This is a genomic window from Flavobacterium sp. GNP010, assembly GCF_056428945.1.
Genome location: NZ_JBWJVK010000011.1, coordinates 26,165 through 47,401 on the forward strand (window position 1 = coordinate 26,165; position 21,237 = coordinate 47,401).

General features: G+C 33.3%; 17 protein-coding genes. 15 read left to right on the forward strand and 2 right to left on the reverse strand.

The genetic code is table 11. From position 1 onward, the window contains the following. Window positions 1-57: 57 nt before the first annotated feature. From AC061C_RS06420 to AC061C_RS06430, 3 genes are read left to right on the forward strand one after another with little or no spacing between them, the layout of a single operon-like run. Window positions 58-750, forward strand: a complete 693-nt coding sequence (locus tag AC061C_RS06420) for a methyltransferase domain-containing protein (RefSeq protein WP_478290477.1) — start codon at window positions 58-60, stop codon at window positions 748-750. Between the two features lie 2 nt (window positions 751-752). Next, complete coding sequence (locus AC061C_RS06425; protein WP_478290478.1) at window positions 753-1,697, forward strand: radical SAM protein; 945 nt, start codon at window positions 753-755, stop codon at window positions 1,695-1,697. Beyond that, entirely contained in the window at window positions 1,694-2,368 is a 675-nt protein-coding gene (locus tag AC061C_RS06430; protein WP_478290479.1) for a DUF547 domain-containing protein, read from the forward strand. The genes AC061C_RS06425 and AC061C_RS06430 overlap by 4 nt, the downstream gene beginning before the upstream one ends. A 467-nt stretch (window positions 2,369-2,835) precedes the next feature. On the opposite strand, the gene AC061C_RS06435 is transcribed toward AC061C_RS06430, so the two are convergent. Beyond that, complete coding sequence (locus tag AC061C_RS06435) at window positions 2,836-3,072, reverse strand: hypothetical protein (RefSeq protein ID WP_478290480.1); 237 nt, start codon at window positions 3,070-3,072, stop codon at window positions 2,836-2,838. Then, entirely contained in the window at window positions 3,053-3,403 is a 351-nt protein-coding gene (locus AC061C_RS06440) for a hypothetical protein (protein ID WP_478290481.1), read from the reverse strand. The genes AC061C_RS06435 and AC061C_RS06440 overlap by 20 nt, the downstream gene beginning before the upstream one ends. A gap of 2,057 nt (window positions 3,404-5,460) precedes the next feature. Between AC061C_RS06440 and AC061C_RS06445 the strand changes: the two genes are divergently transcribed. The 12 genes from AC061C_RS06445 to AC061C_RS06500 all read left to right on the forward strand — a co-directional run bounded on the left by AC061C_RS06445 (window position 5,461) and on the right by AC061C_RS06500 (window position 21,143). After that, a complete protein-coding gene (locus AC061C_RS06445; RefSeq protein WP_478290482.1) occupies window positions 5,461-5,718 on the forward strand; it encodes a hypothetical protein in 258 nt (85 codons plus the stop codon). A gap of 1,006 nt (window positions 5,719-6,724) precedes the next feature. Then, on the forward strand, window positions 6,725-8,068 hold the full coding sequence (locus AC061C_RS06450; RefSeq protein ID WP_478290538.1) for a sigma-54-dependent transcriptional regulator: 1,344 nt from the start codon (window positions 6,725-6,727) through the stop codon (window positions 8,066-8,068). A gap of 246 nt (window positions 8,069-8,314) precedes the next feature. Further along, window positions 8,315-8,596 (forward strand): DUF7674 family protein, encoded by a 282-nt coding sequence (locus tag AC061C_RS06455; RefSeq protein ID WP_478290483.1) that lies wholly within the window; start codon window positions 8,315-8,317, stop codon window positions 8,594-8,596. Window positions 8,597-8,752: 156 nt separating this feature from the next. Continuing rightward, window positions 8,753-8,830, forward strand: a complete 78-nt coding sequence (gene kdpF / locus AC061C_RS06460) for a K(+)-transporting ATPase subunit F (RefSeq protein WP_230158663.1) — start codon at window positions 8,753-8,755, stop codon at window positions 8,828-8,830. Between the two features lie 19 nt (window positions 8,831-8,849). After that, window positions 8,850-10,571 (forward strand): potassium-transporting ATPase subunit KdpA, encoded by a 1,722-nt coding sequence (gene kdpA / locus AC061C_RS06465; protein WP_478290484.1) that lies wholly within the window; start codon window positions 8,850-8,852, stop codon window positions 10,569-10,571. An 8-nt stretch (window positions 10,572-10,579) separates the two neighbouring features. Continuing rightward, entirely contained in the window at window positions 10,580-12,613 is a 2,034-nt protein-coding gene (gene kdpB / locus AC061C_RS06470; protein WP_478290485.1) for a potassium-transporting ATPase subunit KdpB, read from the forward strand. A gap of 57 nt (window positions 12,614-12,670) precedes the next feature. Continuing rightward, a complete protein-coding gene (locus AC061C_RS06475; protein ID WP_478290486.1) occupies window positions 12,671-13,231 on the forward strand; it encodes a K(+)-transporting ATPase subunit C in 561 nt (186 codons plus the stop codon). A 151-nt stretch (window positions 13,232-13,382) separates the two neighbouring features. Further along, window positions 13,383-14,465, forward strand: coding sequence for a porin (locus AC061C_RS06480; protein ID WP_478290487.1), 1,083 nt, complete (start codon window positions 13,383-13,385; stop codon window positions 14,463-14,465). A 33-nt stretch (window positions 14,466-14,498) separates the two neighbouring features. Then, window positions 14,499-15,626, forward strand: coding sequence for a sensor protein KdpD (locus AC061C_RS06485; protein ID WP_478290488.1), 1,128 nt, complete (start codon window positions 14,499-14,501; stop codon window positions 15,624-15,626). Window position 15,627: 1 nt separating this feature from the next. Beyond that, entirely contained in the window at window positions 15,628-17,352 is a 1,725-nt protein-coding gene (locus AC061C_RS06490; protein WP_478290489.1) for a HAMP domain-containing sensor histidine kinase, read from the forward strand. Window positions 17,353-18,324: 972 nt separating this feature from the next. Continuing rightward, window positions 18,325-19,887, forward strand: a complete 1,563-nt coding sequence (locus AC061C_RS06495; protein WP_478290490.1) for a type I restriction-modification system subunit M — start codon at window positions 18,325-18,327, stop codon at window positions 19,885-19,887. Beyond that, window positions 19,887-21,143: a restriction endonuclease subunit S gene (locus AC061C_RS06500; RefSeq protein WP_478290491.1), complete on the forward strand. Its 1,257-nt coding sequence runs from the start codon at window positions 19,887-19,889 to the stop codon at window positions 21,141-21,143. Before AC061C_RS06495 ends, AC061C_RS06500 begins: the two co-directional genes overlap by 1 nt. Window positions 21,144-21,237: the final 94 nt, after the last annotated feature.

Here is a 21,237-nt window from a genome sequence, read left to right on the forward strand (position 1 = left end):
TAAATGCTAAAGGTCGCTATTCAAAATGGTTATATTGAAGTTGTTTTTCAAAATAAATTGAACTCAGAAAAACAAAAAGAATCAGTGTGTGGTCCAATTTTTAATCCAATAAGAGAAAAATATTCGAAATTTAGGGGATATATTGAAGACGCAAATTTAGGTCTAGGTTGTGGTTTTCCATTTGAATTTATAGCCTATGATGACGATGATAAAATAGTTGATTTAGGATGTGCTGCTGGTATAGACTGTTTTATTATGGCTAATAGAATAACTAATAAAGGTACTGTTACTGGCATAGATTTAACTGAAAGTCTGATCATAAAAGCAAATTCAATAGCAAACAAATATCTAATAAAAAATATTGAATTCATATGTGGAGATATTGAAAAATTATCCTTCGAAAATGAGACTATAGATACAATAACAAGTAATGGAGTATTCAGTTTATTGCCTAATTTGATGCACACATTTGAAGAAGTATTTAGAATTTTAAAAAGTAACGGACAGTTTTGTTTTTCTGATATTAACAAAAAAGGAAAATTTGGACCTGAGCTTTATCCGCAAATAAAAGAATTTACAGGTTGTTTGAATGGAATACGATATCAAAAACTGTATATAGATTATTTGCTAAAAGCTGGGTTTTCCTCCATTGAAATAGTAAATGAAAGACCAGTTATTTTACCAAAAGAACTGCGATCTGCTGATCAAGAGAATATACTTTTTATTACAACTTTTAAAATAAAAAAATAATTATGAATACATCATTTGAGCATATACAATCAATTTATTGGGTCTTTACCCAGTTGTGTAATGATGATTGTGACCATTGTTATAATGACTCTAGTCCTTTTGGTAAAAGAATAAGTGAATCCGACTGTATGAAAATTATAGAAAATTTACCGAAAAGAGTAGATCGATTAATTTTAAGTGGTGGTGAACCTCTAGCAGATATAAAACTATTATATTCTATATTGGATAAAGTGAAGGAAAAGTATCAGGACTCTATTCAAATCATGTTGCAAACCAATGGGGATTTATTAAATGTTGAAAAATTACAGATTTTGATCCAAAAAGGAGTGCAACGTTTTGATATTGCAAGCATAGATAGATATCATAAAAAAGCAGGCGGCAGACTACTAGAATTAGCAGATATTTTTGCAAGTTGTAATGTCATAGGAACAGAAAATGACCCACTAATTGATGGTGAACATTACTTAACTCAAAACCCTTTAAGTTGGGGTTATTGGGGCGCAAGTGACGACATGTGGTTAGGAGGAAATTGGGCACGAGGTAAAGCACTCAAAAATAATATTTGGTTAAAAGATTCTAAACATAATTTTTGTTCAATACTTTCTGGAGCTCGAAACTTTTTAGGCGGATATTCTGATATTCCGCAGGAAATTAGTATACAACTATGGCGAATAAATCCATGTTGTCCAGGAACACATTTTCCGATGGGAGATGCTAGACAAGAGAAAGTTAGCACTGTTTTAGATAGAGCATCTAGAAGCGCAGTATTTAAAATTTTAAATGAGGGGGAACCATTAAAGATGGGAATTTCATTGGGTGTGACCGAGGAAGAAGCTATATCTAAAAATGAAGAATTACAAAATATTTGTAAATATTGTGATCATTTCTTTAAGTGCCATAAGGAAGAAATATTTGATAAAAATGGAATTAAAGAGGCTATTTTGTGAGTGCAATTTTAAAACTATCAGAACAATTACTTTCCAATATTAAACACGGTAATTCATATCAAAATGAAATTATCGAACTGAGTCAAATAAGGTATGAAAATCTGTTAATGGAATTAGAAACAGACAATTATAAAAAGACCTTTTGGCTCAACATTTATAATTCATTTTATCAAATATATGCAAAAACAATTCTAGACAAATCAATTTATACACAAAAGGTCATTATTATAGCAGATATGTTTTTCTCCTTAGATACTATAGAACATGGAATTTTAAGAAAAGGCAAATTTGTGATTGGCTTTGGTTATCTCAAGAATCCTTTCTATGCTAGTTATATTAAACAACTACAAGTAAACAATATAGATTATAGAATTCATTTTGCATTAAACTGCGGTGCAATCAGTTGTCCACCGATCTTTGTATACGAATTCGAACAATTAGAGAAGCAGTTGAATTCAGCCACTGATTCGTTTATTGAAGCAGAAACGACTATAAATGCTGACAGCAAAACAATTTCCACATCCAAGCTTTTCTTATGGTATAAAGGTGATTTTGGCTCAAATAAAAATATTAAAATATTAATCGGAAAAATTTTCAATCTACAAATAAATGACTACTTACTAGAATATACTGATTATAACTGGACAAAAAAATTAGATAATTACAGTTAATATTTTCCCTCATTTAAGTTTCTAGTGGCTTTTTAATATTGAGATCAACTCATCATAAAAATTTTGATAATCATTTTGTTTTTTATGAACTGATGAATTTATAATTATGATATTTACCTAAAAAACATTCTGATTACAAAATCAAAAAAATCACTTAAAAAATTTTATTTGTGGTAGATCTCTACCGTTGATCTGGTATACAATAGTTTAGCTTTTTTCTTGACATATTGATAGGAATGCTTTAGTAATTTCTGTACTGACTTAATTGAATATGCCCATTTTGCATTACTGTTGAAAAGGATTGGTATTTGATTTCAAAACGTTCTTATGCTAATGGACTTAGTTTTTGCTTCTCATCTTTTAAAATTTTTTCTATACGAGAATAAGGACGTCCTGTGAGTTTTCGACACTTACGAGCATCTAATAAATCCCATATCTGCTGGTTTAATTCTTTTAGAAAAAGGAATTTAGGTTCTTTTAGGTTTACATAAATCCTTAAATAATATCTTAACGGCTCCTTCAACTAATGATTTATCTTTAGGTTTATAAGCTTTGGCAGACAAGATTATAGTTTGGTAATGCTTGGCTAAATCGACTAAAGTTACATTGATTGTTGGTTTAAAACGACTGCTTTTAATTACTGCAGATTTTAAATTATCGAGAACAATTGCCGCAGGAGGTCCTTCAAAAAAACCGCATGGCATTTTCTACCGAAGTAACAAATTCCTCTTTTTGCGGTTTCCTAGAAGCTTTGGCATAGGTATATTGACTGGCTCCCAATATGACTACAAAAAATTGTACTCCTTTAATTTCTCCCATGTCTTTATCAATGATGGACAGTGTTTTTCCAGCATAAACCATATACATTTTATCACCCGCTTTGTGATTCATGTGTATCACTGGATTGACTGGTTTACCCCATGTTTTGTAATGATGTTCAAATTGTGAACTCCTGTAGCCTTCATGATTTAAGGCAATATATTGCTCGCACATATGGTGTATGGTAACTCCAACTTTTTTTAGTTCGCGTTCCATTTTAGAAAAAAAAATCATGAAGTTTTTGCAGTTTGGGACTGATTGATTCCACAGTGGTGTGTGTGAATAAAAATTATAACTCGGAATCTGTTTTTACGCTAATTACTTCAAAACTTAATCTCAGTACTTCAAATAAAGAAATATACTTCTTTACCGTGTTTCTAGAAAGGGATTAGTACTTACTTATTAATAACTTATTTTTCCCGTTACAGTAGAATTTAATGCTTTTCTAATTTTTCTCATGTATGTTATTTTGTTTGCCTTAATCCGTATTTTTTTAAACGAATGTATGGTTCTAACAACATGAAAAAGTCAGTAGTTTTTAATGTCCAATTTTACCTCAAATTCAGGTGGTCAATTTGCACAGGAATTGTGTGGTCAATTTGACCGATTTTTCAACACACGGCTATAAGCATCAGATAATAAGTCGTTATTTAATGGTCAGTAATTTGATGATATAAGTAGATCTGTTCTACTTCTGCCGAATTCAATATGGTTTCTATTACAACGCTGAGAATTTTATCTTCAGGTTTGTCATCAATTTGACATATAACATCCTGTCTTTTAAATAGTCCTTTTATTATCAATTTTTTATTTCGACTAACCGTTTTTCGATAAGATGATAGATGCTTTGTTCAGTAATGTCAAATGCTTCATATAATTCTATTTTATAAATTTGCTTATCATCGATTATTGCTTTTTTTACTTTTACAAACAAATCCGGTAGATAAAATTTGTTGTGGCTGTGTTTCACAAAGCATCTCTGATTATAAGGAATGTATTCAATCAGACTATTGATTCTTTCATCTAAATTTAGCAAAGCAGGTTTATTTGCCGAATATAGTTCTTCTAAATGCTCAGGATCAAATTAAATTGATCTTGCATAGGATGAAAACTACTGTTTGGGGAACCTTCTGAAATCAGATTTTAGACTTGTGACATATGAATATCACGGTCGTGATGAAAATGGTCTTCAAACATTAAATCTTTTCTTGAATTTCTTCGAATCCCTTTGAGTGATAAGCAGGTTTTTAACTCTTTATTTCGGTAAATTAAAGCAGACTCACGGCATTAAAAAGCAATGAAAGGAGGACTTAAAGAATAGTGGTTACTAAGTTTTGATGAGAAGATAAAAGCTATATTAATCTGAAAGTGTTCTTTAACTTTTCTTACCCATTCTCTATGCAGATGTTTTTAATCATCTATATTGCTTTCAATATTGATAATTAAACAGCTAAATCCCTAATACTTTTGTCTGGTAAAAAATATTTGAATGATATTATATTGATTAACTAATTGTCTCAGGATATTTTATAAATACTCGTTTTCGAGTTTTTGAAATGAAAGTTTTTTGAAGTATTCCTATTTTGCCTTTTTAATTAATACTTATCCGAAAATGTATTTTTTTTGTATAAAATACTTTGTAAGCAAGCAATAGATTGTACCGTACCAAAATAATCGAAATTGTATCATACTAATTCAAGCTTGAATTTTACCAGTTTGAAAAAAATTAGAGAATTTTAAATATCTTTGCACATAGTAACAAAGCCGAAATATATATTCAGAACTATCAGTTAAATTATTGAGCTTCGAGGAATGAAACAAGAAGCGCTGACTTTTGCAATTGATGTTTGTCAGCAATAAGTTTGTAATATTAAGGGAAGTGAAACTGCAGAAAAATAAAAATTAAAAGCAGTTGCAGAAGTTTTAAGGGTTTCTGCTGAGGCGATAAAAATCATAGCGATAATGTAGTATTCAATATTAGAGGTAATAAATTTCACGACAACGCTTTATTATTAAATTACAATTTCACTTTTAATCCTATTGACAAATTGATTGAAGCAAATGACGAAAACAGAAAAAATATGAATGTTTGGTTTAAGCCGAAACAGATAAAGTTGAGTATTTGAAAAAATTATTGAAGGCTAAATAAACCTTTTATAAAAGATATAATTAGTTGTAAAAAGAGACCTCGCAAGCCTCTTTTTGTTTTTATTACAGAGAGTAAATTAAATAAATCACGCAGCATTAGTAGTGCGTGTAAATATAATCATCGAATGAACAAAATTATTAAGCTAAGAGTTAAAAAAGAAATTGATAATAATAGTGAGCTTAAAGTTTTGAAATTAAAAGGTACTCTTATTTCGAAAGGTTATACTGAAATTATTCATATTGCTGATGAAAACACAGAGTATTACCTCAATTCATTTTCCATTTCACTTGAGAATAAAAAAGAGGTAGAAGATTTTGTCTTAGACTATATTACAAACCATGATCTTATCGGCACCATTTTGTTACTTCAAAAAAACAAATAAATGATCTTTAATCGCGTTAATTTTTTTTAAATCATGTGTAAAAATCTTCCTAAAATAGTCAGAATTTATACATAATTCAAAAATTATTCTTTTTAAAAAGTATGCTCACTTATTCAGGATTTAATAATTATTCAAGAACGTTTTCTTGCGTATCTGAATAAGAGAGCCTAAACTTTCAAAAATCGCTTAAATAAGTATTTTTAGAGTTTTATAGCTTCCCAAAGATCTCAAAAATTACCCGATAAAAAATCACAAAAAAGTACCACTAAGGAATTGGGTATAGTTTAACTGCGTGCGCATAATGTCAACGCTCATTTTTCGCAATTCCATCATTCAATACTTATAGCACTCCGCTTGATGTATATCGAATTTAGTAATGCTTACTTTTTTCTTTTGAGAAATTTTTTTGCAGTCTGGCTAAATCATAAACTAATATTTCCAGCTATTTACAGAAGACATTTTGCAGGTGAAAATTACACATGATTGTTTATGTCAAATACTAGCTTTAAATTAGCCTGTATGCCTCAATAGTCGAAAGATTGCACTGTTTCTGCTATAGCCAGATTAACTGTTGTTAAACAACAGGGTCTTGCTGACCAATACTTGGAATTTGATATTTTTACCAAATATATACTTCGTTATATGCTTTTACAGAACTCGAAAATTAAGTAATCGAGTATGGTTCATAATAACATAGCAAACTAAATCAATAAAATTTATACTATTATTTTGATAATTAGTGAAGGATTCTAAAATTTTATAATTGGGTTAATTCAGAGTTTAAATACAAGATAAATAAAATAAGCGTTAATTTTCATAATGAAGTGTACCGAGATGAATTTAAAATGTCTATTTAAGCATTACCATAGTTGAAAAGTATTCGTTAAAGTAATTACCACAAATGGATGATTTCCTTTATTTTCGATAGACTTTAAAATTTAGTAGTAGATATAACCTCTCTAAAGAGGCAAAAATGTAATTTTGTCTCTTAAATTTATATAAAATTATTTTGAAAAACATCCTTATCATCGACGACGAAGAAAAACTTCGCGGACTTCTCGCCAGAATTATAAAATCAGAAGGTTTTGAAGTTCTTGAAGCTTCCGATTTAAAATCAGGTTTCAAAAAACTGGAACACAATGATATTGATGTGATACTTTGTGATGTCAAACTTCCTGATGGCAATGGCGTTGATTTTGTACAAAAAATTAAACTAGTATTTCCTTTAGCCGAAGTTATTTTATTAACTGCTTATGGCAAAATTTCCGATGGTGTTCAGGCCATGAAAAACGGAGCTTTTGATTATATTGTGAAAGGGGATGATAACGATAAAATTATTCCGCTGATATACAAAGCTTTGGAAAAAGTTCAACTTCAAAAGAAAGTCCAGCAATTAGAAAAGCGAATTTCCGATAAATATTCCTTTGATAGGATTATAGGAAAATCAAGAGCATTGGAACAGGTAATTGATTTGGCTAAAAAAGTAGCCAAAACCGATTCTACTGTACTCTTAACAGGAGAAACAGGAACCGGAAAAGAAGTTTTCGCACAAGCCATTCACGAAAATAGCAACCGAATAGGAAAATGTTTTGTAGCATTGAATTGTAGTACTTTCAGCAAGGAAATTCTCGAAAGTGAATTGTTTGGACACAAACAAGGATCTTTTACAGGAGCTATAAAAGACAAGAAAGGATTTATCGAAGAGGCGAATGGCGGTACTTTATTTCTGGATGAAATCGGTGAAATGCCGTTAGAATTGCAAGCCAAATTGTTACGGGTTTTGGAAACTAGCGAGTACATCCAGATTGGTGATACTACCCCAAGAAAGTCGAATTTCCGACTGATTGCAGCAACCAATCGCGATTTAAAAACCGAAAGTGAAGAACACCGTTTCCGTTCGGATTTGTATTTTCGATTGAATATTTTCGAAATTAAAATTCCTCCCTTAAGAGAAAGAATAAAAGATATTGCGCCGTTGACTCATTATTTTGTGAAACAATTTTCAGAGAAAGTAAATAAGAAAATAGTCTCTATCGATGTCCATTTTTTACATAAGATGGAGACTTACCATTGGCCGGGAAATGTACGGGAACTGAAAAATGTGATTGAACGTTCCGTTATTTTAACTGATTTCGAGATTTTGACCTTAGATGTTCTCCCTTATGAGATTCAACATCAACAAGATAATGCCAATAAGGCGATGTCAGCTTTTTCGATGCAAAGTATTGAAAAACTCCACATTCAAAAAGTATTAAATTACACCAAAGGGAATAAAGCAGAAACCGCACGCTTACTAGAAATAGGCGTTGCAACGCTCTATAGAAAATTAGACGAATACAAGATTTATTAAAATCATATTATTTTGAGAAAAGCCTATCATTTTGATAGGCTTTTTTTATGGTTTTTTTTGGCATAAAAACCTCAATTCCTTTATTGACAAAGCTTTGAGGTATGCTGTGGTTTTTTGGAATGCATTTTGGCATAAGCGATGAAGAACATAATAAATCATTCTTATGAAATCGCCATGATTCAAATTAGAAATACAACAGAAGAATAGCGATACCATATTCCTTTAAAAAACAAATATTAAATACATATGAAAAATCAAGTTACCACGATTTACCAAAAAGCAGAACGCTTCGCCGAAATCACCAAGACTGCCATTATTACGGGTAATATTTCCAGAGCAAAAAAATGTTTGGCACTTGCTGAGCGATTATTGGCAACAGGAAGCAATGAAACTAAAATTGCTATTTCCAATGTCTATCTTTTTTCGATGTCCTCTTTTATGGAAATGCGCCATTGCACTATTTCAGATCTTTTTCCAAAATCGTTAAAGTCGGAATACATCAAGCAAATATATGCCTCTGGGGTATAACAAGTTTAATCGATTAAATTATTTGATCGATTGTCTAAAACTCTAATAAATCAATACTCTAAAATTATGATCACCACAATCCTTTTACTCGCACTAGCCGTTTTGTTGTTTGCGATTTGTTTTAAATCCGTAGAATTCTTTGAAAAAATATAAATTATGACTGCACTATTTATTGTCGCACTGGCCGTTTTCGCCTATTTGGTTTATGTATTAATCAAGCCCGAAAAATTTTAACTAAATAAACTATTTTTTTATGAATACAGAATTATTTGGAGTCATTAGTATTTTTATCATCTCTATAATTTTAGCCGTTCCTGTCGGGAAATATATTGCTAAAGTTTTTACGGGAGATAAAACATTCCTTGACCCGATTTTCAATCCAATTGAGAAATTTATTTTCAAAATAAGTGGTATCAATGCTACTGAAGAAATGAACTGGAAACAACATTTGAAAGCGTTGTTAAGCGTGAATATGGTTTGGTTCTTTCTTTGCTTTTTTGTTTTGTTATTTCAAGGTTCAATGCCTTTTAATCCAGATAACAATCCAAACATGACTCCCGATTTGGCATTCAATACTGCTATTTCGTTTGTGGTAAATTGCAATTTACAGCATTATTCCGGTGAAACAGGTGTTTCCTATTTGTCACAAATGGTATTGATGTTCCTGCAATTTGTTTCTGCTGGAGTAGGGATGGCTGCCGCAGCAATCGTTTTTACTGCAATGAAAGAGAGAACCACAGATAAATTGGGCAACTTCTATAATTATTTTATCAAAAGCTGTACAAGAATTTTACTGCCTCTTTCTGCACTTGTAGCCATCGCTTTGTTATTTAGCGGAACACCAATGACTTTTGAAGGAAAAGATACAATTACCACTTTACAAGGGGATTCACTAGCAGTTTCCCGTGGACCAGCAGCAGCATTTATCGGTATTAAACATATCGGAACCAATGGCGGCGGATTTTTTGGAGCAAATTCGGCACATCCATTAGAGAATCCTACTTATTTTACCAATGTGGTTGAATTATGGGCACAATTAATTATTCCGTTTGCGATGATTTTTGCTTTGGGTTTTTATCTAAAGAAAAGAAGGTTTTCCTATGTCGTTTTTGGGGTGATGACATTTGGATTTTTACTTTTAGTCATTCCAACAGTTATCAGTGAGCTTAACGGAAACCCAGCTATCGAAAAAATGGGAGTTGCCCAAACAACAGGAGCTATGGAAGGCAAAGAGGTTCGTTTTGGACCCGCTATTTCTGGATTTTGGAGCATTGCCACCACGGTAATTTCTACAGGCTCGGTCAATAGTATGCACGACAGCTCAATGCCGGTTTCTGGCTCCATGCAATTATTAGCTATGATGGTCAACGCCTTTTATGGTGGTTGCGGAGTAGGATTTTTGAACTTCTATATTTTCATCATTCTTGCTGTTTTTATTTCGGGCTTAATGGTGGGACGAACACCAGAATTTTTAGGAAAGAAAATTGAAGCCCGAGAAGTCAAAATTGCTGCTTTTAGTGCCATTCTTCACCCTTTATTGATATTGTCAGGAACGGCATTAGCTTCGTATGTTGCAGCAAATGATACTGCAATGGGCTACTGGTTTAACGGTAATGCCACTGGCTGGCTTAACAATCCTGGGCATCACGGCTTTTCGGAAATGCTGTATGAATATACTTCTAGTGCAGCCAACAATGGTTCTGGATTTGAAGGTTTGGGCGACAATAATCCTTTTTGGAATATTACCACAGGAATCGTGTTGTTATTGAGTCGTTTCCTTCCTATCATTGGGCCATTGGCTATCGCTGGATTATTAGCCAATAAAAAATATATTCCGGAAAGTGCGGGCACTTTAAAAACAGATACAACCATTTTTGGAGTTATGGTTTTTGCCGTAATCACCATTATTGCAGCCTTATCATTCTTCCCAGCATTAGCACTTGGACCTTTAGCGGAGTACTTTACATTAAAATAATAGTAAAAATGAATAACAATAAATCCAATTCATTATTCGAAAGTAAACAAGTCAAAGACGCTTTAGTGCAGTCTTTTGTGAAGCTTAATCCGAAAATAATGTTCAAGAATCCGGTAATGTTTACCGTAGAAATAGGTACTGCGATTATGCTTGCCGTGTGTGTTGCCATTTTGTTTGGCGCATCCAATCAAGGTAGTTTTGCTTATAATTTCATAGTATTTTTAATTTTGTTAGCAACCCTTTTGTTTGCCAATTTTGCCGAGGCTATCGCAGAAGCACGAGGGAAAGCGCAAGCGGACAGTTTAAGAAAAACGCGTGAAGAAACACCGGCAAGGCAAGTTTTAGCCAATGGAGAAATCAAAAACATCAGTTCATCTGAATTGAAGAAAGGCGATGTTTTTGTTTGTGAAGCTGGAGATTTAATTGCAACCGACGGTGAAATCATCGAAGGTTTGGCCACTATAGATGAAAGTGCCATTACTGGAGAGAGTGCTCCTGTAATTAGGGAATCTGGAGGCGATAAATCATCAGTAACTGGAGGAACTAAAGTATTGTCCGATAAAATCAAAGTAATCGTGACTAACGAACCAGGGGAAAGTTTCTTGGATAAAATGATTGCTTTGGTAGAAGGAGCGAGCCGCCAGAAAACGCCTAATGAAATTGCGTTAACTATTTTGTTGGCTGCCTTTACCATAATCTTCGTGATTGTTTGTGTGACCTTGAAACCGTTTGCCGATTATGCCAATGCACCGATAACAATAGCCGCCTTCATCTCTCTTTTTGTTTGTTTGATTCCAACAACTATTGGCGGTTTGTTATCAGCCATTGGAATTGCAGGAATGGATAGGGCTTTGCGTGCCAATGTAATTACCAAATCAGGGAAAGCGGTAGAAACTGCTGGAGATATTGATGTATTGCTTCTGGATAAAACTGGAACTATTACTATCGGAAATAGAAAAGCGACTCGTTTTTATCCAGCAAAAGGAATCTCGGAAGACGATTTTATCATATCTGCTGTTTTGAGTTCGTTGGCTGATGACACGCCCGAAGGCAAAAGTATTGTAGAACTGGCAGGAATTGAAGTTTCTCAAAAATTATCTGTTGAAGGCGCTACTTTAATCAAGTTTACTGCCGAAACCAGAACCAGCGGTGTTGTTTTAAAGGACGGAACCGATATTAGAAAAGGTGCTCAAGATGCTGCAAAAAATATTGCACTGAAAGCAGGAACTGTTTTCCCCGAGGATATTGCACAAGCAGTGATTGCTATCTCATCAAAAGGTGGAACTCCATTGGTGGTAGTAAAAAATGCTCAAGTGCAAGGGGTTATTGAATTGCAGGACATTATCAAAACGGGAATGAAAGAACGTTTTGAACGTTTGAGAAAAATGGGTGTAAAAACGGTGATGGTAACCGGAGATAATTCTTTGACAGCCAAATTTATTGCCGAAGCGGCTGGTGTAGATGATTTTATTGCCGAAGCCAAACCTGAGGATAAGATGAATTACATCAAAAACGAACAAGAACAAGGCAAGCTCGTAGCGATGATGGGTGATGGAACTAATGATGCACCCGCTTTGGCACAAGCCAATGTAGGTGTGGCCATGAACAGCGGAACACAAGCAGCTAAAGAAGCGGGAAACATGGTCGATTTAGATAATGATCCCACCAAGTTAATTGAAATCATAGAAATAGGAAAACAATTATTGATGACTAGAGGAACACTTACCACGTTTTCGATTGCGAATGATGTGGCTAAATATTTTGCCATTGTTCCTGCGCTTTTCATCACGGCAATTCCTGCTCTTGAAGGATTAAATATTATGGGATTACACAGTCCAGAAAGTGCGATTTTATCAGCGGTTATTTTCAATGCGATTATCATTCCGATATTGATTCCGCTTGCGCTAAAAGGGGTTGATTATAAGCCAATTGGTGCGAGTGCTATTTTAAAGAGAAACCTATTGATTTATGGTCTTGGTGGATTGATTATTCCTTTTATCGGAATTAAAATAATTGATTTAGTTGTAGCATTATTTATGTAAATTCAAACCTAACAGGTTTAAAAAACGGGTTAGGTTAATAAAAAAAATAAAAACAAAATGAAAAATATATTTTCAATATTAAAATTCACCTTATTTATGGTGGTATTGTTAGCGGTTATTTACCCAACGGCAATTTTTGGAATAGCACAATTGGCTCCCAATAAAGGAAAAGGAGAAACGGTTATCGTAAATGGAAAAGTGGTGGGGTATCAAAAAATTGGTCAAAAATTCGATAAATCGAATTACTTTTGGGGAAGGCCTTCAGCGGTGGATTATAACGCGGCGGGAAGTGCGGGAAGTAATAAAGGACCAAGTAATCCTGATTATTTAGCATTGGTGCAAAAAAGAATCGACACCTTTTTAATCGTGCATCCTTATCTGAAAAAATCAGAGATTCCTTCGGATATGGTGACGGCTTCGGGAAGCGGATTAGACCCTAATATTTCACCGCAAGGAGCTTTGATTCAGGTAAAAAGAGTTGCAAAAGAAAGAAACCTATCAGAGGAAAAAGTAAAAGCTTTGGTGCAAGCCAAAATCAATACGCCCGCAGTAATAGGAACTGCAACCGTAAATGTTTTAGAGTTGAATGTAGCCTTGAATGAATTGAAATCTGAATAAAGTATAAAACGCACATTTTTTAGCCCAGATAGAAATAATATCTTTTTTATTTTTTCTTTAAAAATAAAAAGATATCAGTGGATAGCTGGAAATAGCTTCAAATAATAAATAATGAGGATGAGCTTGATTCGTTCCTCGCAATGACAAAAAAATGAAAAAAATAATAGTTACAGCTTTAATAGCTTTTGGATTTACAACAGTTAGTGCACAAGAAACTGAAAAAACACAAAGTCCTTTCACGTTTTCGGGTTATGTAGAAACGTATTACAGTTATGATTTTGGCGAACCAGACAATCATGTAAGACCCGGATTTATTTACAGTCATAACAAACATAACGAAGTCAATTTAAATTTAGGAATGGCAAAAGTAAATTATGCTAAAGAGAATGTTCGCGGGAATTTTGCCTTAATGGCTGGAACGTATGCCCAATACAATATGGCAGCAGAACAGGATTTACTAAGAAATGTTTATGAAGCGAATGTGGGTGTGAAAATTTCGTCAAAACACAATTTGTGGATTGATGCGGGAATTATGCCGTCACATATTGGTTTTGAGAGCGCTATTGGTAAAGATTGCGCCACTTTGACGAGAAGTATTTTGGCTGATAATTCTCCGTATTACGAAGCAGGAGTTAAAATTGGGTTTACATCAAAAGACGAAAAATGGTATTTGGCAGCCCTGTATTTAAACGGATGGCAACGCATCCAGAGAATTGATGGCAATCAAACACCTGCTTTTGGTACACAAGTAACCTATAAACCTACTGCCAAAACCACATTAAACTGGAGTACTTATGTCGGGAATGAACAGCCAGATACTGACAAAAAATGGCGTTATTTCAATAACTTTTACGGACAATTTAAAGTATCTGAAAAAACAAGTTTGACAGCTGGTTTTGATATTGGAGCGCAACAAAAAGTAACAGAAAGTGATGAATATGATGTTTGGTTTTCACCGATTTTAATAGCGCAATACAAACCGACAACTAAAATCCAGTTAGCAGCAAGAGCCGAGTATTATGCCGATGAAAAAGGAGTCATTATTGCATCGGGAACATCTAATGGTTTTAAAACATATAGTTTTTCCACAAATTTTGATTATTTATTTACTGATAATGTTATGTTTAGATTGGAAGCAAGAACATTAAATAGTAAAGACGATATCTTTTTGAAAAACAATGATCCTAGTAATCAAAATCTATTTTTAACTACATCATTGGCTATTTCTTTTTAATTTTTTTCTAAAATTTAAAATCTTAAAACCAAATTGGACAACGAAAAGGAAAATAATGTCAAGCACTTTCTGGATTTAATTCAGAAATCACGCAAAGGAAAGTTTAAAGTCTACATCGGTATGAGTGCCGGTGTGGGCAAAACTTTCAGGATGTTACAGGAAGCACATACCTTGTTGAAAAACGGGATAGATGCAAAGATTGGGTTTATAGAAACGCACAATCGGAAAGAAACACAAGAACTGTTAGAAGGTTTACCGGTCATTCCTAGGCGAACCCTTTTTTATAAAGGGAAACTGCTTGAAGAAATGGATTTACAAGCCATTATCAATTTGCGTCCAGAAGTGGTTATTGTAGATGAATTAGCACATACCAATATTGAAGGAAGTAAAAACGAAAAACGCTGGCAGGATGTTTTGGAGATTTTGGAAGCAGGTATAAATGTGATTTCGGCAGTGAATATTCAGCACCTAGAAAGTTTAAATGCAGATGTAAAAAACATTACAAATATTGATGTTCAGGAACGCATTCCGGACAGTGTTTTGAAATTAGCGGATGAGGTGGTCAATATTGATTTGACTTCAGATGAGTTGATTGCCCGTTTGAAAGAAGGTAAAATCTATACCGCAGATAAAATCCCTACGGCACTAAATAATTTTTTTAAATCCGATCAAATTTTACAATTGCGGGAACTGGCCTTGAAGGAAGTAGCGAGTCAAGTCAATCGGAAAGTGGAAAGTGAAGTGCCCAAAAACATTGCAGTAAAACATGAAAGATTGCTGGCTTGCATCAGCAGTAACGACAAAATCGCTAAGACTATCATAAGAAAAACGGCCCGATTAGCGAGTTATTACAATAGCAAATGGTGTGTTTTGTATGTAGAAACGCCCAAAGAAAGCAGCGACAAAATTGCGCTCGACAAACAGCGGCATCTAATAAATAATTTCAAGTTAGCTACACAACTTGGTGCCGAAGTAATTAAAGTTCAGAATACTCATATAACAGATGCTATTTTAGAGGTGGTCGCGCAAAAACAAATTACCACCGTTTGCATCGGGAAACCGCATTTGAGTTTATTTAAAGTAATTTTATCGACAACTGCTTTTAATAAATTGTTAAACAACTTAACTTCTTCTGATATTGATCTTATAATTCTATCTTAAAATGAAAATTAAAACCAAATTAAACCTGGGCGTTGGATTGCTATTTCTAATGATAATCATACTTTCATTAGTAGCGGCATTTTATATTTTTTCGATAAAAAAAGACACGGAAAATATTCTGAAAGCTAATTATAACACGCTAGAATATTCGCGTAACATGCTTCTTTCGTTAGATGAAATTAATAATAATGAAGAAAAGTCAATTGCAATTTTTGAAACGAATCTTAAAAATCAAATTGCCAATATTACCGAGGCTGGCGAAGACAAAGCGACCTATAATTTGCAGAAAAATTTTGATTTTTTGAAGAAAAATAGAACTGATGAAACCTTAAAAAGTCAAATCCGTCTAGACATATTCAAGATTATGAAATTGAATATGAATGCGATAAAAGAAAAAAGTGATATTGCAAAACACACGGCAGAGACCGCTAATTTTTGGATAGCGGTAACAGGAACACTTTGCTTTTTGATTGCGTTTAATTTATTAGTGAATTTGCCTAACAATATCGCTAATCCAATAAAAGAGCTCACGGACAGTATCAAACAAATAGCCAATAAAAACTATTCGCAACGAGTGAATTTTATGAACCACAATGAATTTGGAGATTTAGCCAAATCATTCAATACCATGGCTGAAAAATTGCAGGAATACAATAATAGTAATTTGTATAAACTTTCATTTGAAAAGAAAAGACTTGAAACTTTAATTAATAATATGCATGACCCAATTATTGGGTTAGACAATCAGGGTTTAATTTTATTTGCTAATGATGAGGCTTTGAAAATAATTGGTTTAAAATCAGAGGATGTTATGGGTAAACTAATAACAACTCTTGCTCTGACAAATGATTTGATAAAATCTTTGGTAATAAAGGATTTATCGAACGAAAAACAGAAATCACTTCCCATGAAAATTTTTGCAGATGGTAAAGAAAGTTATTTCGAAAAAGAAACCATAAACATTACAATTAAACCAACAGGTGAAGATCAAATTATTGATATTGGTGATGTTATTATTTTGAGAAACATTACTGTTTTTAAAGAACTAGATTTTGCTAAAACCAACTTTATTGCTACCGTTTCACACGAATTGAAAACTCCTATTTCATCTATCAAATTAAGTTTACAATTACTTGAAAAAGCAGAAACAGGCACTATTAATGAAGATCAAAAGCAATTAATAGATAGTATAAAAGACGATAGTCAGCGGTTATTAAAAATTACTGGGGAACTATTGGAATTGTCGCAGTTAGAAACAGGAAATATTAAGCTGAATATGGAGAAGAGTAATCCTTATGAAATTATTAATTATGCTACCGAAGCTGTAAAAGTGCAAGCTGAACAAAAGCAAATAGAACTAGTTATTGAGGCTGAACAAAATTTACCAGATATTAAAGCGGATGGTGAAAAAACTGCATGGGTTTTGATAAATTTTTTAACTAACGCAATTACGTATTCATCAGAAAATAGCAATATTCTTGTAAAACTTAAAAATGAAAACAATCAAGTTGTTTTTCAAGTAATTGATACTGGAAGGGGAATTGATACCCGTTATAAAACTAAAGTATTTGATAAGTATTTTCAGGTTCCAGGGAGTGAAAAATCGGGAACAGGATTAGGTTTAGCAATAAGTAAAGAATTTATTGAAGCACAAAACGGAACTATTGGCGTTGAAAGTAACTTGGGGCTTGGCAGCATTTTTTACTTTAGATTGAAAACGGTTTAAAAATTTTTAAACAGATTTATTTATGTTAAAGATTTAAAATCGAACCAGTCAACAATCGAATATTTAACCAATCCGCTTGATTTCTGTGATAAAAAAGAGTTTTGGAAATTAAAATACATGGCTAAAGTTCAAATGATATAAATGGATCACTACTTTTTATCATTACTTCTTCTTTATATTTAGAGGAATTCTCAACTCAATTCATAAATTTCCGCATTCACTTTCTTCACTTGAGTGTTTTAAAGGCTGTATTTTCGGAATGTAATTCAAACAAAAAAACCTAACATGTTGATGTTAGGGTTTTGGTTTTGGTAGCGAGACCGAGATTTGAACTCGGGACCTCAGGGGATGAATTGCGCAGACCGAAAATTTAATCCTATTTACTGGGCCTGCGGGACCTAAAACCATATTTTTTTTATAAAATCGTATTCAATTTTATGTTCAGTATTAAAGCAAAAATTAGTAATAATTTCAACTTGTTTTTCTGTTTACAAAGATGATCAGATTTGATGTATGAATGTATTATTTTAAAAAAATAAACCCTCAAATTATTTTGAGGACTCAATAATTTGATAGTATTAAGCTTTCAGTTTCGCACATAACTGTTATTAATTTTATCATCTCTAAATCTGTTTCACGTCAAATTTAGAATTTCTAATGTTAAAGAAAAAAGTAAAATTTAATCTATTCTCGGATTAATTCTTCTTTTGATTAATCAAAAAACTGAATTTCATCATGTTATAATTTGTTTTCAGTTTTTTTGAAATGAAAAACTGTAGCTTAATATCACTAAAACTGGGTATGTTACACTAACTTTAAACTTCGTTTATTTACACAAATACAATCAAAATAAAACAAACGGTATGGAATTATTGGAATTTGAAAATGACTTTATGGGTTTCCTCTTTTGCCTTAATTAATTATTCAATACTTTAGCGCAAATTGCAAATCATTCAAAACAATAACCGCTTCATGGCAGCCGAACAAAAACAAAAATTAGAACAACAACTCTGGAACATCGCAAACACCCTACGTGGAAAAATGGATGCCGATGATTTTAGAGATTACATATTAGGTTTCATTTTCTACAAGTACCTGAGTACTAAAATGGATTTGTATGCCAACACCATCCTACAACCCGACGGTTTGACTTTTCAAGACGTGATTGGACATCCTGACGAAGCCCTTTTGATGCAAGAAATAAAACAACTGGCAATTGATAAATTAGGCTTTTTCTTAGAGCCAGCCGATTTATTCTCAGAACTAGCACGCAGAGGCAACGCAGGCGGAAAAAACAATTTCATCTTGGGTGATCTAGCCAAAGTACTCACGCACATTGAGCAAAGTACCATGGGATCTGAAAGCGAAGAAGATTTTGGAAACCTGTTCTCGGATCTAGATTTAACGTCACACAAACTAGGAAAGTCCGAAGCCGATAAAAACGAATTGATCGTAAAAGTATTGATTCACCTTGACGAAATTGACTTTGATTTAGAAAATACCGATAGCGATGTACTTGGCGATGCCTACGAATATTTAATAGGACAGTTTGCTAGTGGTGCCGGCAAGAAAGCGGGCGAATTCTATACGCCGCAACAAGTAAGTAGCATTTTGGCACAACTAGTAACCGTAGGCAAAGACAAACTTAAAAGCGTGTACGACCCAACGTGTGGTTCGGGTTCCTTGCTTTTGCGTGTAGCCAAAGAAGTAAAAGATGTAAGCGCTTTTTACGGACAAGAAATGAACCCTACCACCTACAACTTGTGCCGCATGAACATGATTATGCACGATGTACACTACAAGCGTTTTGACATTAAAAACGAAGATACCCTAGAACGCCCACAACATTACGATTTGCGTTTTGAAGCCATTGTGGCCAATCCGCCATTCTCGGCCAACTGGTCTGCGAGTCCGCTGCACATGACCGATGAGCGTTTCTCGGCCTATGGGAAACTCGCCCCAAGCTCAAAAGCTGATTTTGCTTTTGTACAACACATGGTGCACCAGCTGGATGATAACGGAACCATGGCCATTGTTTTGCCACACGGCGTTTTGTTTCGTGGTGGTGCCGAAGGACACATTCGCCAATATTTGATTCAGGAGAAAAACTACATTGATGCCGTAATAGGATTACCCGCCAATATTTTTTACGGAACCAGCATCCCAACCTGTATTTTGGTCCTAAAGAAAAAACGCGACAATCCAGATAACATCTTGTTTATAGATGCCAGCCAACATTTCGAAAAAGTAAAAACCCAAAACGTATTGCGTACCGAGGATATTGACAAAATCATTAGTACTTACGAAAACCGTTTACCCGAAGACAAATACAGCCATTTGGCGCAACTAAGCGAATTAGAAACCAACGATTACAACCTGAATATTCCACGTTATGTAGATACTTTTGAAGAAGAAGATTCTGTTGATTTAACTGCTATTACTAATGAATTACGAGAATTGGCACTTCTAAGTAAAACAACGGATGCTACCATTGCAGGCTTTTGTACTGAATTAGGAATTGAAACCCCATTTTAATGAGTACAGTAACTTTACATAGCGAAAAGAAAAAAGCCTTAGTTCCTAAATTACGATTTCAAGAGTTTGAAGATAATTGGGTTAAATTTAAAATAAAGGATCTTACAAATGTAGTTTCTGGCGGAACTCCTAGTACTTTGAAAAAAGAATTTTGGGGCGGCAGTATTCCATGGATGAATTCAGGTGAATTAAACTTAAAAATAGTTTATGATGTTAAAAATAGGATAACTGAATTAGGATTAAATAAATCAAGTACAAAAATTATTCCTGAAAATTCAATTTTAATAGGTTTAGCTGGACAGGGTAAAACAAGAGGAACTGCCGCTATGAATATGATTGAATTATGCATAAATCAGTCAATTGCTGCTATTTTACCAAATGAGGAAAAATTTAATTCAAGATTTTTATATCTCAATATAGATAGCAGATATGATGAATTAAGAAATTTATCAACTGGTGATGGTGGAAGGGGTGGTTTGAATCTTCAAATAATTAAATCTTTCAATGTAACAATCCCAATCCTCCCAGAACAACAAAAAATAGCTTCTTTTTTAAGTGCGGTCGATGAAAAAATACAGCAATTGTCCCGCAAAAAGGAATTATTAGTACAATACAAAAAAGGCGTCATGCAACAATTGTTCTCAGAAAAATTGCGCTTCAAAGATGAAAATGGAAAAGATTATCCGGATTGGGAAGAGAAAAAGTTGGGGGACGTTGCATCTAGAGTTACTAGAAAAAACAAAGAAAACAATCTTAATGTTTTAACGATTTCTGCACAACTTGGCCTTGTAAGTCAATTAGAATATTTCAATAAATCAGTTTCAGCAAAAGACGTTACAAACTATTATTTATTAGAGCGGAATGATTTTGCATATAATAAAAGCTATTCTAATGGATATCCAATGGGCGCTATCAAAAGACTTAAAAAATATGATAAGGGTGTTGTTTCAACTCTATATATCTGTTTTTGCTTTAATGAAATGGTTTCATTGAATTTTATGGAGCAATATTTTGAATTTGGACTTCATAATAAAGAAATTGAAAAAGTAGCTCAAGAGGGTGCTAGAAATCACGGATTATTAAATATTGGGGTGAACGATTTTTTAAATATAGATTTGGTTATGCCGTCTATTGAAGAACAACAAAAAATCGCCCATTTTTTATCGGGCATCGATGGTAAAATAGAACAGGTAAATGGGGAATTGGTAAAAACGCAAGAATTTAAAAAAGGATTGTTGCAGCAAATGTTTGTGTAGAATGTCTGAACCATGATTAAAAAGGATTAGAGGATTAAAGGATTTTTTTTAGAATTTAAAAAAAATCAAGAAAATCAAGAAAATCAAGAAAATC

Coding starts and splice junctions, on each gene's coding strand:
- kdpA (WP_478290484.1), top strand. CDS start 8,850: ATGAATACAGAATTATTTGGAGTCATTAGTATTTTTATCATCTCTATA.
- AC061C_RS06480 (WP_478290487.1), top strand. CDS start 13,383: ATGAAAAAAATAATAGTTACAGCTTTAATAGCTTTTGGATTTACAACA.
- AC061C_RS06500 (WP_478290491.1), top strand. CDS start 19,887: ATGAGTACAGTAACTTTACATAGCGAAAAGAAAAAAGCCTTAGTTCCT.
- AC061C_RS06425 (WP_478290478.1), top strand. CDS start 753: ATGAATACATCATTTGAGCATATACAATCAATTTATTGGGTCTTTACC.
- kdpB (WP_478290485.1), top strand. CDS start 10,580: ATGAATAACAATAAATCCAATTCATTATTCGAAAGTAAACAAGTCAAA.
- kdpF (WP_230158663.1), top strand. CDS start 8,753: ATGACTGCACTATTTATTGTCGCACTGGCCGTTTTCGCCTATTTGGTT.
- AC061C_RS06440 (WP_478290481.1), bottom strand. CDS start 3,403: ATGGAACGCGAACTAAAAAAAGTTGGAGTTACCATACACCATATGTGC.
- AC061C_RS06495 (WP_478290490.1), top strand. CDS start 18,325: ATGGCAGCCGAACAAAAACAAAAATTAGAACAACAACTCTGGAACATC.
- AC061C_RS06435 (WP_478290480.1), bottom strand. CDS start 3,072: ATGCCATGCGGTTTTTTTGAAGGACCTCCTGCGGCAATTGTTCTCGAT.
- AC061C_RS06445 (WP_478290482.1), top strand. CDS start 5,461: ATGAACAAAATTATTAAGCTAAGAGTTAAAAAAGAAATTGATAATAAT.
- AC061C_RS06490 (WP_478290489.1), top strand. CDS start 15,628: ATGAAAATTAAAACCAAATTAAACCTGGGCGTTGGATTGCTATTTCTA.
- AC061C_RS06455 (WP_478290483.1), top strand. CDS start 8,315: ATGAAAAATCAAGTTACCACGATTTACCAAAAAGCAGAACGCTTCGCC.
- AC061C_RS06475 (WP_478290486.1), top strand. CDS start 12,671: ATGAAAAATATATTTTCAATATTAAAATTCACCTTATTTATGGTGGTA.